At 50.6% G+C, this 13,101-nt stretch carries 10 protein-coding genes; 5 read left to right on the plus strand and 5 right to left on the minus strand.

Annotation, left to right across the window (positions count from 1 at the left end; genetic code table 11):
* The first annotated feature begins 156 nt into the window (after positions 1-156).
* From ACAW87_RS20635 to ACAW87_RS20645, 3 genes are all read left to right on the plus strand, one after another.
* The gene (locus ACAW87_RS20635) at positions 157-957 is read left to right on the plus strand and encodes an MlaE family ABC transporter permease (protein ID WP_370725538.1); all 801 of its coding nucleotides are present in this window, start codon (positions 157-159) and stop codon (positions 955-957) included.
* A gap of 15 nt (positions 958-972) precedes the next feature.
* Positions 973-1,719, plus strand: coding sequence for an ABC transporter ATP-binding protein (locus tag ACAW87_RS20640; RefSeq protein ID WP_370725539.1), 747 nt, complete (start codon positions 973-975; stop codon positions 1,717-1,719).
* A 136-nt stretch (positions 1,720-1,855) separates the two neighbouring features.
* Entirely contained in the window at positions 1,856-2,875 is a 1,020-nt protein-coding gene (locus ACAW87_RS20645; protein WP_370725540.1) for an MlaD family protein, read from the plus strand.
* Positions 2,876-2,955: 80 nt separating this feature from the next.
* On the opposite strand, the gene ACAW87_RS20650 is transcribed toward ACAW87_RS20645, so the two are convergent.
* Positions 2,956-4,497 carry a YifB family Mg chelatase-like AAA ATPase gene (locus ACAW87_RS20650; protein WP_370725541.1) on the minus strand — a complete coding sequence of 514 codons (1,542 nt, stop codon included), beginning with the start codon at positions 4,495-4,497 and terminating at the stop codon, positions 2,956-2,958.
* Between the two features lie 241 nt (positions 4,498-4,738).
* Between ACAW87_RS20650 and ACAW87_RS20655 the strand changes: the two genes are divergently transcribed.
* Entirely contained in the window at positions 4,739-5,683 is a 945-nt protein-coding gene (locus ACAW87_RS20655) for a DUF8428 domain-containing protein (RefSeq protein WP_370725542.1), read from the plus strand.
* An 83-nt stretch (positions 5,684-5,766) separates the two neighbouring features.
* Here the strand turns inward: ACAW87_RS20655 and ACAW87_RS20660 are convergent, their stop codons facing one another.
* From ACAW87_RS20660 to msrB, 3 genes are all read right to left on the minus strand, one after another.
* Entirely contained in the window at positions 5,767-7,191 is a 1,425-nt protein-coding gene (locus ACAW87_RS20660) for a M14 family zinc carboxypeptidase (protein ID WP_370725543.1), read from the minus strand.
* A 114-nt stretch (positions 7,192-7,305) separates the two neighbouring features.
* Positions 7,306-9,945, minus strand: a complete 2,640-nt coding sequence (locus ACAW87_RS20665) for a T9SS type A sorting domain-containing protein (protein ID WP_370725544.1) — start codon at positions 9,943-9,945, stop codon at positions 7,306-7,308.
* 22 nt (positions 9,946-9,967) lie between these two features.
* On the minus strand, positions 9,968-10,363 hold the full coding sequence (msrB, locus tag ACAW87_RS20670) for a peptide-methionine (R)-S-oxide reductase MsrB (RefSeq protein WP_370725545.1): 396 nt from the start codon (positions 10,361-10,363) through the stop codon (positions 9,968-9,970).
* Between the two features lie 107 nt (positions 10,364-10,470).
* Here msrB and ACAW87_RS20675 point away from each other — a divergent pair, with 107 nt between their 5' ends.
* The gene (locus tag ACAW87_RS20675; protein ID WP_370725546.1) at positions 10,471-12,384 is read left to right on the plus strand and encodes a RecQ family ATP-dependent DNA helicase; all 1,914 of its coding nucleotides are present in this window, start codon (positions 10,471-10,473) and stop codon (positions 12,382-12,384) included.
* A 77-nt stretch (positions 12,385-12,461) separates the two neighbouring features.
* On the opposite strand, the gene ACAW87_RS20680 is transcribed toward ACAW87_RS20675, so the two are convergent.
* Positions 12,462-13,061: a hypothetical protein gene (locus tag ACAW87_RS20680; RefSeq protein WP_370725547.1), complete on the minus strand. Its 600-nt coding sequence runs from the start codon at positions 13,059-13,061 to the stop codon at positions 12,462-12,464.
* Between the last annotated feature and the right edge of the window lie 40 nt (positions 13,062-13,101).

Raw genomic sequence — 13,101 nt, forward strand, 5'->3', positions numbered from 1 at the left:
ATGTTGATACATTTAATGATTCGTATTGGTTCAATTGCTCGTAAATTACCTGAAAAGTCCCACTATGTAGGCTTTTGCTGGCTATTTGAACCACTAGTCAACTGAAACGTTAATGTAGTTCGTCACTCACTATGCTCCATTCTTTACGTACCTGTAATGATTCCCTCTTCGCCACCCAATGAACGTCCGCTTTTAGGCAAGCGCATAGATGGAATACTGTTGTCGCTCAACAACGTATTTATGTTTGTGGGCCGCTTTTTTCGGGAAGTTGTTTTGCCACCTTATGAAGGCCGGGAGATTATTCGGCAATGCTACGAAGTTGGGGTACGTTCGCTGCCGTTGATTTCGCTGACAGGTTTCATCACGGGCATTGTTTTTACCAACCAATCTCGACCTTCGCTTGCGCAGTTTGGGGCCACTTCATGGTTGCCTTCGCTAGTGTCTATTGCGTTGGTACGGGCCATCGGTCCATTGGTAACCTCACTGATCGCAGCGGGCCGGGTGGGGTCAAATATTGGGGCCGAACTTAGCTCGATGCGGGTAACCGAGCAGATCGATGCCATGGAGGTGTCAGCTACTAATCCGTTTAAATTTCTGGTTGTCAGTCGTGTACTGGCCACTACGTTCATGACACCAGTGTTGGCCATGTACGCCATTGCGGTGGGTTTACTGGGCTCTTTCATGAATGTTAGTGGAAACGAGGCCACCAGTATGCAATCGTTTATCAGCGAAGTATTTAACACCATCACGTTTCTCGACATTTTCTCGTCGGTGATCAAATCCGTTGTATTTGGTTTCACCATTGGTATGGTTGGGTGTTACCAGGGGTACAACTCATCGAAGGGTACAGAAGGAGTTGGTAAAGCAGCCAATGCCTCGGTGGTAACCTCTATGTTTCTGATTTTCATTGAAGAATTGCTCGCCTTGCAAATTGTTGGAGCCCTCCGCGACAATTAGGTAAACCACACCACTATGCCAGAATCAGTTATTCAGATGAAAGACCTACACGTCGCTTTTGGCGATAATCATGTGTTGCGTGGGGTTAATCTGGATTTATACAAAGGAGAAAACCTGGTTGTACTTGGCCGTTCGGGTACGGGTAAATCGGTGCTTATCAAACTATTGGTTGGTCTTTTGAAACCCGATTCGGGTACAGTGACGGTACTCGGTGAAGATGTAGTGTCGCTCGATTCAAAAGCGCTTGATCAGCTTCGCCTAAAAGTGGGATTCTCATTCCAGAACAGTGCCTTGTATGATAGTATGACGGTGCGCGAAAATCTGGAATTCCCGCTTGTGCGCAACGTCCGAAACCTAACTCGTGCCGACATAGACCGGCAGATAGAAGAAGCGCTTGACGATGTTGGGCTGAAACAGGCGATTAATCAGATGCCATCCGAATTGTCGGGAGGGCAACGTAAACGCATTGGTATTGCCCGTACGCTAATTCTGCGACCCGAAATTATGCTCTATGATGAGCCGACAGCGGGCCTTGACCCAATCACTTGCACCGAAATCAATAGCCTGATCAACGAAGTACAGGAACGTCACGGGGCTTCGGCGATTGTGATTACTCATGACCTGACCTGCGCCAAAACGGTTGGCGACCGGGTGGCCATGCTCTTCGATGGTCAGTTCCAACGCGTAGGTACGTTCGACGAAGTCTTTGCTACCGACGACGAACGGGTGCAACAATTCTATCATTACAATTTCACTGAATAAAATAATGGGAACACGGATAACGTCGATTGGGCCGATTTGCACTGATCAGTGATAAATCAATTCGTCTGAATCAGTAATTAATCAGCATAAATCTGCCCAATCCGTTCAATCTGCGTTCTAGTCAACATACAACCATATGAAATCAAATCGACGGGGAGTTATTGTAGGCCTGTTTGTGTTTATTGGCCTGGCCATTTTGTTAGCAGGTATCTTGTTTCTAGGCGGGCAGCAAAAGCGGTTTGTGTCAACCATAGAGATAAAAGCTGTTTTTAATGATGTAGGTGGCCTGAAAACAGGCAATAACGTCTGGTTTTCGGGTGTCAAAATTGGCACTATCAAACGCATTCGTTTTGTTGGCTCCTCGAAAGTGGAGGTCGATATGAATATTGAGGAAAAGTCGGCGCAGTATATCCGAAAAGATGCACAGGCTACGCTTGGTTCCGACGGGCTGATTGGCAACAAACTGATCGTGATTGTGGGCGGTTCGCTCAATACACCCTCTGTTGAAGAAGGCGATATGCTGCGCGCCCGCGAAGCCCTTAGCATGGAATCGATCATTGATACGTTACAGGTGACTAATCGTAACTTGTTGAAAATCACGACAGATATTGGCAGTATCGTAAACCGGGTGAAAAACGGACGTGGTTTGGCTGGCTTGTTGTTGAACGACACTGCCATTGTTCAAAACTTCCGTGGTTCGATGGTTAGCTTGCAACAAGCGTCGGCCAACGCGGCGAAAATGACAGGTTCACTCACCACATTCACCGCTAAGCTGAACCGGCCAGGTACGTTGGCCAACGACCTCATCACCGATACCACCATTATGCGGAATGTGCGAACGTCGACTGCCAACTTGCAACGGGCTTCTGTGTCGGCCAATGATGTGGTTGCCGATGTGAAACAGACCACTGAAAAGCTCAAAAACGGCAACAGCGCATTGGGTGTCTTGACTAGTGATGTATCGGTAGGTAATGATATCCGAAGTACCGTTCGGAATTTGAATAGCAGCACCCAGAAACTGGACGAGAATCTGGAAGCCTTAAAAAGCAATTTTCTATTCCGGGGGTATTTCCGAAAACAGGAAAAAGCGAAGGTAAAAGCAGCGAAAGAGGCCGAGAAAAACGGAACGCCGATGCCTGCTGATTCGACAAAATAAGTCCTCTGTCTTCTGTTGCGCTGCTAATCAGTAAGTATGTTGATGAAGCAGCGCAACAGAAGACCGAAAACTCAATCCCTCTACCCCGCCCAATTCTCCCGGTCCAGGCTGCGGTACTGAATGGCTTCGGCGAGGTGCTCGATCTTGATCTCGTCTGAATCGGCGAGGTCGGCAATGGTGCGGGAGACTTTCAGAATGCGGTCGTAGGCGCGGGCTGATAACCCCAACCGCTCCATGGCGGTCTTGAGCAGAATGCGTCCGGCGGGGTTTATCTGGCAAATTTCCTTCACCATCTGCGACGGCATCATGGCGTTGGAATAGATGCCTTCCTGCCCCTCAAATCGTTTCGTCTGTCGTTCACGCGCCTTTATTACCCGTTCACGGATGGCTTCGCTGGTTTCGGCGGGGCGATTGCCAGTCATCTGATCAAAGGAGACAGGCGTCACTTCTACGTGTAGGTCAATTCGGTCGAGCAGGGGGCCACTGACTTTGTTGAGGTACTTTTGCACCACACCGGGTCCACAAACGCACTCTTTATCGGGATGGTTGTAGTAACCACAGGGGCAGGGGTTCATGCTTGAAATGAGCATGAAATTGGCCGGAAATTCAACCGCCCATTTAGCCCGCGAAATGCTGACTTTGCGATCTTCAAGGGGTTGCCGCATTACTTCCAGCGCCGATCGTTTGAACTCGGGCAATTCATCCAGAAACAATACGCCGTTATGGGCCAGCGAAATTTCCCCCGGTTGCGGAAAACTCCCCCCTCCTACCAGCGCTGCATCTGAAATGGTATGGTGCGGTGCCCGATAGGGACGTTGCGATACCAGCGTGGCTTTGGCACCCAGCTTACCCGCCACCGAATGAATTTTGGTTGTCTCCAGCGCCTCCTGTAAAGTCATTGGGGGTAAAATGGTAGGCAATCGCTTGGCTAACATCGTTTTACCAGCTCCCGGTGGGCCAATCATGATCACGTTATGGCCACCAGCGGCGGCAATTTCCATGGCCCGTTTAATATTCTCCTGCCCCTGCACGTGTGCAAAATCGGCGTCGTACGCATTCTGGCTACTGAAGAACAGGTCGCGGGTGTCGACAACGAGGGGATCGATGGTTCTTTTTCCTTCAAAAAATTCGAGGGCTTCCATCATCGTCGCCACCGGAATAATGTCGAGGTTGTTGACGATAGCGGCTTCTTCGGCGTTCTCAACGGGCAGCACAAACCCTTTATAACCGCGTTTCCGAGCTTCAATAGCAATTGGAAGTACACCTTTGATAGGCCGTAGCGTTCCGTCTAAGGCCAATTCGCCCATGATCACATACTCTTCGAGCTCTTTCTCCATGTTGACCTGCTCCGACGCTTTCAGCACGCATAGAGCAATGGGCAAATCATAGGCAGATCCTTCTTTCCGAATATCGGCCGGGGCTAAATTGACAACTACTTTCTGTCGGGGCATCCGGTAGCCCGAATATTTCAACGATGATTCAACCCGCTGTTCACTTTCTTTAACGGCGCTGTCGGCCAGGCCAACCATGAAGAATTTCATGCCCTGACCAGCGGTCACTTCAACGGTAATTATAGTGGCATTAACGCCATAAACGGCTGCGCCATAAGTTTTTGCAAGCATCTGTATACGGTAGGCAAAAGGCAGTTACGCCCGAAAAGTATATTACTCAAAGCTACAACCAATCCTGAATATCTGACGTACCTGATTGCTGGCCCATTTTCCCATTTGCTAAGGTCTTGCACTATTAACGTCTTTTGTTCGTTATGTCCATATCGTTTCATCCAAACCTGCTTTTCTATCGACTTACTCTACCTAATACCTAGTTCGTGTTTGTTTCATTTTAAAAATTCGTACTATAATTATGGAGAGTAATCAGCAAAAGCCTAAGGCAAACGGAGCGCTTTTAGCCGCCCTCATTCTCATGACGGGCCTGGCGGGAGTAACCAGCTACCTCTATTTCGATAAGAAGACAGTAGCAGAAACTCAGGAAGTGACAATTGCAGAACGCGTGGAAGAACTCTCGAACACCCGCGTTACCCTCGATTCGATTTCAACATCCCTAGATGCTAAGATTGCCGAAGTAGAGCGGCTGGGTGGCGATGTAACTGAGCTCAAAAAAGTTAAGGCTAAACTGGAAGCAGATAAGCAGGCACTTTCACGGGGAGCCAAACTTTCGCGGGCAGCCATTGCACAATACGAGCTCAAAATTCAGGAGTATACAGCATTTCTTGCCGAAAAGGATACAGCCATTGCCGTACTTCAACGCGAGAAAGAAGTATTGGTCGTTGATAACCAAACGCTGAATACCGAGAATGTTGGGTTGAAAACACGTCGTCAACAGCTCGAAGATACGGTAGCCGTTGTAGCTTCTCAGAATCAGGAACTGGCCTCGAAAGTAACGCGGGCTTCCGCACTTAAGGCGCAGAATATTAAGGTGCTGGCGGTTAACCCGAAAGGCAAGGTGAAAGAAGATGACGCTTACCGGGCAAAACGCCTGGAGAAAATTAAGCTGATGTATGCCTTGGCTGATAATCCTATTACGCAGGAAGAACCCAAGGATGTATTTATCCGGGTGCTCGACCCAGATGGGGCTGTGATCTCGGATATGGCCAACGGCTCAGGTACGTTCCGGTCGGGTAGCGATGAGATGGTTTACACTGTTAAGCAAACGGTAAACTATGACCGCAATGGTAAAAACGTTGAGCTAATGTATACCCGTGGTACTCCTTATCGGCCCGGAAAATACACGGTAGAGCTCTATAGCGAAGGTTTCAAAATTGGAGCCGGTGCCTTTGCCGTTCGTTAAAAGCAACTAAGTTAATATCGAAAAGCCCCATCAGAGCGCGACTCTGATGGGGCTTTTTTCGTTGTAAATAGTTGATAGTCATGTTAATCGACAATTCCGTTCCCATGTCGATCATCTGGAAACCCGTTCACAAACGCCTGTTTGATCCGACTGCCTTTTTTCAGCAGGAACGTAGCAATCTGTCCTACTGCCGGTGGGCGGCCAGGTAGTTTCCCTCCCGAAAGAACGTGAACGGGGTAGGTCGGAAATGTATCCCGTTTAACCGGATTACGCACGTTAAAGGCGGTTATGCCCTCTTCTCTGAGTTGCATGAGATTCAGCTTCCGCAAGCTGCTTATGGAGTCTAGCGGTTCTGTATACAGGCGCGCTGGCACAAGCGTTAGGCCGGTGGCATCGAGTTCGGCAAGACCGTGAAAGGTGGATAGGTCGCCCATGTCTTCAATGAGGCTTCGGTAAGCAAACGACCGGGCCGAATCGGTATTGACTTCGTAGTGATTGATGCCCAGATCAACGGTAGCCAGTTTGCCATTGCGCACAATGGTGGCGTTCCGAATCAACAGGTCGAACAGGGTACGGCTATTTTCGGGAATGGATTGGTACTCGGTGATTTGTTCTGAAGCGTACGACTCGGTAGCAATGGCGTGCAGAGCCGATAGAATGGCCACGAAGTTGAGGCGGCGAATGCTCATTTTTTCGGCATCACCAACTTGTCCCCCCGACTCGATCAGGACCAGCGTGGTACCCCACTTCTGAATGTTATCGCCAAAAGCGCGGGGTTCAAATTCATCATCATAACGGGCTACCTGACCGGGAATAAACTGCTGCAACACCCTGTTCATACCCACAATCAACTGCATCGATCGCTTTCGCACCTCGTTGATGCTGCGGGCCGGATCGTAGGCCGTAGCTAGAAAAGAAACCACCGCCTGCTTGCCCGACCTGCCTACGCTATAGCGCGGATTCTGGTCGTGCAGGTTGAAGCCTACCAGTGGCTTCAGGGTTTGCTGTAACCCCTTCAACAGCACCGATTCGGGCGATTGAAGTTGCAGGGCATCCCGGTTCATGTCGATGTTGGCCGAGGTACGTCGCTGAAAACGCTGGGCACCGTCGGGGTTGAGCATAGGCACGAAGTAGAGCGACGTCTGACTTAGAATCGTCTGCCGCATCTCGTCGAAACCATCATTGGAAGCTTGCAGGAACCGAAAAATATCGAACAAGGCCATGGTAGCTGTGGCCTCATCGCCGTGCATTTGCGACCAGAGTAGTACCGGAATTGACCCGGTGCCGGCCTTCACCTGATGAATGCTCCGCTTCTCGAGTGATGTACCGATCTGGCTCACCGACAGCGGACTGCCCACGTGCTGAAGGGCCGACACTATGTCGCGGTGTTTAAAGCGGCGATGTGTAAACGTGGTGTCTTTATAGACATCATGGGCATCGTGCAGACGCCTGGACAAGTCCTGCGCCTGGGTTTGGGTCAACGAAATCATGCACAAAAGTAAAATCAAGATTGTTGGGTACGTTGAGGTCATAATGAAAAGAAAAAGCTCAGAATGGAAGGTTAAAATACGCTGGAAAACGTACCTGACCCACATTCTGAGCTTTAACCCGTTACTAATCGCTTATCGGGTCACCATAATTTTTTTCACTTGTTTGGCATCGCCCGCGTTCAACTGCAGGAAATAAATACCAGCTGGCAGTTGGCTTACATCGAGTTGTTCGCTGATCTGTTTGCCGTTACGAACAGCCACAGGTAGCTGGCGCAATGTTTGGCCGGTGGGGCCGCTCAGGGTCATGGTACCTTCTGTAGCCGTTTGCGCCAGCTCTGCCGTTACGCGTACCGTACCCGTGGCGGGGTTCGGGTACACCGCGAAAAGCGGAATTGGTAGCGGCTCGGTGGCCAGAATCGGTGGCGGTGGTGCTACCTGAACTTTAAGATTATCGATCTGCCAGCCCCAGCCATGAACCAGTTGATCAGCAAAAAGCCTGAAACGAATCAGAACAACATCATTTGGTACGAAAAAACCGGTTGCCTGAATAAAGATGGTACGTGGTTTCACAAGAGCCGGTCTGCCTACGGCCGTAGAATTGGTTTCGTTGGGTAATCCCGAGGCTGTACTCGAATTCCAGGCGGTGGTCCAGTCTGTTTTATCGTTGATATTGTATCCATCCAGCATGGGCCGCCAAGTACGTCCCCCGTCTTTGCTGCCTTCTACAATGACATAGTCGTAAAAGCCGGCCTCACCGAAAACAGACCCCGGATCGCTCGGTTCGATCAACGCAATCTCGTCGAACTGAATGCGGGCGCTGTCAGGGTTTTCTTTCACCCGAATGGGGGCAAGCAGGGTGTAGGTGTAGTTGCTTTCGTTGAAAACATCTGCCCCGTTTTTGTAAGGATGATCGGAGTTGATACTCGCACTGCTGAAGCTGGTGGGTTGCTCAATTCTGAACCCGTTTCCAGTAAAATCAGCCGCTGCCGTAGCCGCATTAAAGTCGTTGATATACTGGTTTCTGACGGTCGTTTGCGGGGCCACAACGGTGATTGAATAAAAGCCTGTTGCCGGGCTATACACCAGGTTGCCCGTCGACGATAAGTCACGTGCACCAATTCGGTAACTGATCACAGAGCCTCCTCTGAGCGAGCCTACAGCGATAGGAATACCAGCCACCCAGGTACTGTCGGGTACGTTAAACACCGATGGATCTAACTGGAACATAGAAACGGCAGGTCTCGCCACCCCATCGACCCTATACTCCACGAAAACCGTATCTATGCCTTGTTTGGTCCGGGCCGCGTTCAGAATGCGCCGATCGTCGGTAACCTTGGCTAGAATAGCCAGGGTATCTACTTCTGCTTCCAGTAAAACGCTTTTTTCGGGCGCGTGTACAATGGTGGGTGGTACACGGTCGGGGCCAACCAAAAACGAGTAGTAGTACTGAAGGGTGCCAGCATTGTCTTTACCAGGATTGGTAAACGTCCGCCCCGAGGCATCCCGGGTTTGTAAGTAGTAAACGGTGCGGCCCGGTGTTTCGGTGGCCGGTAGCACGACTGAATAGGTATCTGAAGTGCCCTGGCGAACCAGATTGACCTCTTTATAGGTATTATCGGCTGTGGTTGGAAAACCTGTGCGGTAAAACAGTTTGGGTGGCTCAGCGCCCAGCGTAGTATCGCTGATCACACGCGCCGTAAAGGTTACACCGGCAGCTGATTCAAGATCAGAAATGGGTTCGTGTAGCAGAGACGTGGTTTTCCACTCCATGTCTTCAAAAAATGATAACACGACCGGACCGGGGTTTTGCGATACTTCGGCCGCGCCAATAAAGGGCGTCATTAATGAATTTGGCGTGCCCTGCCGGTATGTATTCTCATCGAGGTGATACAGGCTCGAGCCGGCATCGTAGGTGGCGGGGGCATAAATTTTGGCCTTATCGCCGGTTTTACTACGCAGAATAGGGCCGTTTATAAACAGGTTTTGACCTGTAGCCTGCGTGAGCAAGGCGGCGGGCGAATTAGCAACCTGTTCACTCAAAATTTTGGTGCCCAGATTATTCTCGATGTACGTATCGAACACAACGGGGAGAGCTACTTCAGGCTCTTCATTTTGATTCTCGGTAATACCGCCGCTGAACCCCAGGCCGTGACCCAGTTCATGAAGCACTACCGTAACCAGATCATAGCGTCCACCGGTTGGTTGTCCATCCAGTTTTGTGTACCAGGAAGCGTCGCTACTAAAATTCGCAACGATGTCTGGATTGGCGGGGTTATTCAATGGGCGGCGAGAAATTTTCTCGGCCAACGCAATAGGATAATAAGCGGTGGCTCGCTGCGACCCATCAGGCGCTCCAATGTAGGTGGCAGGCCGGGCACTGCCAAGCGCGCCGGTAGGTAACGATTGCCAGGTAGCTCTGATGCGAATAGGTACCGGGCTCACAATCAACGTTGACCAGATATCTACGGCGCGCTGAAAAGCAGCTCTTGCACTGTCGGGATAACCTACGTAATCAACGATGAACGTCGATGTGGCAGCGCGGCGGGCGCGCGAATCACCAAAACCTTGTGGCGGCCCAATGCGGGTAAATGCATTTTCTTTGGAAGCGTAACAGATGATAGAATCGGCTTTGACTAACCGATTACGCATGGCAAAGTTCTCATAGGTAGTCAGTGGCCGGGTTCGGGCGGTTGACGTTCGCTTTTGGGCCATGAGTGAGCCTGTGGTTAGCAGCAGCACAACCAGCAAACGCAATGCGTAATGGTGCATCATACACGTAGATTTGAGTCAAGAATCAAGAAGGATTGATTAATACTAAAGATACTGAATTCAGGCAATAGCGCAAGCCGGTTGGTGGTGGCCCATCGTCAAACACATGACCGAGGTGAGCGTCGCATACGTTGCAAAGCACTTCTACGCGGTACATACCGTAGCTGTAATCTTTTTCGAGCCGAATGGCGTCGGCAACCAACGGCTCGGTGAAACTTGGCCAACCCGTGCCCGATTCAAACTTGTTGGTCGATTCAAATAAAGGCGTGTGGCAACACACACAGGCATACGTACCCGGATCTTTCGATTCGCAATAAGCCCCCGTAAAAGCGCGTTCGGTACCTTTTTGGCGCGCCACCCGAAACTGCTCGGGCGTCAGAATCTGTCGCCACTCCTCATCGGTTTTGATAACTTTTTCCATGTTAACGTACGTTTCTTTCCTGCGAATTGAGGTTTACAATACAAACGAATAACTCAGCCTTATTGTCTTAAGAAAGCCGGGATGCCCCCGTTATTTTTGCAGTATCTATGACCGCTCGCCAATTATTACAAACGTACTGGGGTTACTCCGCTTTCCGGCCCTTGCAGGAAGACGTTGTCAATGCCATACTCGACGGTCACGATGCGTTGGTGTTGATGCCTACGGGCGGTGGGAAATCGGTTTGCTTTCAGGTGCCCGCTTTAGGAATGGAAGGCGTTTGTATCGTTGTAACGCCGCTCATCGCGCTTATGAAAGATCAGGTCTTTCAGCTTCGGCGGCGTGGCATCCCGGCCGCCGCGATTCACTCGGGCATGCATTACCGCGAAATCGATACCATTCTCGATAACTGTATCTACGGAAATCTTAAGTTTCTATACGTTTCGCCCGAACGGCTACGCACAGAAATAATGATTGAACGGGCCAGGCAAATGACGGTCTGTTTGCTCGCCATCGACGAGGCACACTGTATTTCGGCCTGGGGTCACGACTTCCGCCCCCCCTATCTGCAAATTGCCGACTTTCGGGAGCACCTGTCTGGCAAGGTGCCTACCGTGGCACTGACTGCCTCGGCAACGCCCGATGTGCAGCAGGAAATCATCGAAAAGCTGGATTTTAAAACCGGCTTTCAGGTATTCCGGCAAACGTTTGCGCGGGCTAATCTATCTTATTCGGCCATGTTGGAAGAAGGCAAGGAAGCGCGCCTGCTGAAAATTCTGACCAACGTACCCGGAACGGGTATCGTGTATGTGCGGAGTCGGAAACAAACGCAATACATGGCCGATTGGCTAGTAAAGCAGGGCATCTCGGCCGACTTCTACCATGCTGGTCTTAGCACACCCGAGCGGTCGCAGAAACAGGAAGACTGGATCGAGAACCGAACCCGCATCATCGTCTCTACGAATGCCTTCGGTATGGGTATCGATAAACCCGACGTACGGGTGGTTGTTCACCTCGACCCGCCCGATACGCTCGAAGCCTATTATCAGGAAGCCGGCCGCGCTGGCCGCGACGGACAAAAGGCGTATGCCGTGCTGCTGTATACCGAAGCCGACTGTGAACGAGTGCTGTTCCAGACCGAACAGCAATACCCATCTGTCGAGCTGATTCGACGTACCTACCAGGCGTTGGCCAACTACACCAAAGTGCCCGTTGGCAGTGGCGAATTCGAGACGTTTGATTTTGATCTGGCGCAGTTTACCAAGACCTATTCGCTGCCCCCACAAGACACACATTACGCCTTGAAACAGCTTCAGATGGCGGGCTACATCGACCTTAGCGAAGCTTATTTCCGATCGTCGCGGGTGGTGATGAACATGGATAATCGGGCCATTTACGAGTTTCAGGTTATGAACCCCCGCTTCGACCCGTTCATCAAGCTGATGCTCCGGATGTATGGCGGCGAAATTTTCACCGATTTCCTGCCTATTTCAGAAGGTAATCTGTCGAGGGCGTTTATGGTGTCGGAGAACGAGATCATTCAGCTATTGACGCAGTTGGCCGAACGGGAAGTGATTATCTACGAGAAACAAACGGATAAGCCACAGCTAACGTACCTGACGCCCCGGCAAGATGCTCGCCAACTTCCGTTCGATGTGCAAGGTCTGGAAAAGCGACGTCAGCATGCCCTGGCCAAAGCGCAGGCATCGGTCGATTACACTCGTCATCAGACCCAGTGCCGAACCCGTATCCTGCAAAATTATTTTGGCGAAAAAACGGATGCTGCCTGTGGTGTTTGCGACAATTGTCTGAAAGCCAAAAAGAAAGCGGGCCCTGACCCGCAGATACGTGAGCAGGTACGTCAGTACATCACGCTGGCCCGCGACAAAGGCGTCACACCGAAGCAACTGTCGGGTTATTTCAGTAAAACCGACGAAAACGATCTGGCACAAACTGTGCGCCTGATGCTTGCCGAAGAAGAACTCCGCTACAACGCCGCGGGTAATTTGACGATGAATCGGTAAGGGGGTAAACACGTCTCCAAAAAAGAAACGCCCTTCAGAACTAATCTGAAGGGCGCTCTTGAAAAAAGTGTACGCTGTTATTTGCGACCACCACCGATATCGAAACCGAGTTTCACGCCGACGTATGAATTTTTGCTCTGGACGCTGGTGCCGATCTGGTTTGTGCCGTCGCTGTCGAACACAATAGAGTTGGTGTTGGGCACCAGATTATACTCCAGACCCAGCAGGAAGTGACCAGCCTTGAAACCAACCCGTGCCATACCGCCAAACACATTACCTGCTGCAATAGAGCCATTGCTTGACTGACCGCCGCTTTCTGAAAAACCAGTGCTGGCTACTGAATAAAGACCGGCACCCACGCCAACGAACGGCCGGAAATTATTGGTCGACAGCATGTAGTTACCGGTCAAAATGTAAGAACCAGCCAGCTGAACATCGCCGCTGGTGGTGTTGCCATTCGCGACAACGTTGCGGGCCATAGCGGCCCCCTCAATGCGCAAGCCTAGGTCAATTTGGTCGTTGATGCCATACTTAGGTTCTAGAGAGAACAAAACGCCGCCACCTCCGCTTGGAATGGCTACCCCGAGTGAGAGGTTAACCTTGAACGCTTTAAATTCTTGAGCTTGAGCCGAAAAGCCAAGCAAAAGGGCTGTGAATAACGCAAAACACTGTTTCATAAATTTGAAAGTAAACTTTGTGAGTAAATGGACTTAGTAA

Source organism: Fibrella aquatica, from assembly GCF_041321135.1.
GTDB classification, from domain to species: domain Bacteria; phylum Bacteroidota; class Bacteroidia; order Cytophagales; family Spirosomataceae; genus Fibrella; species Fibrella aquatica.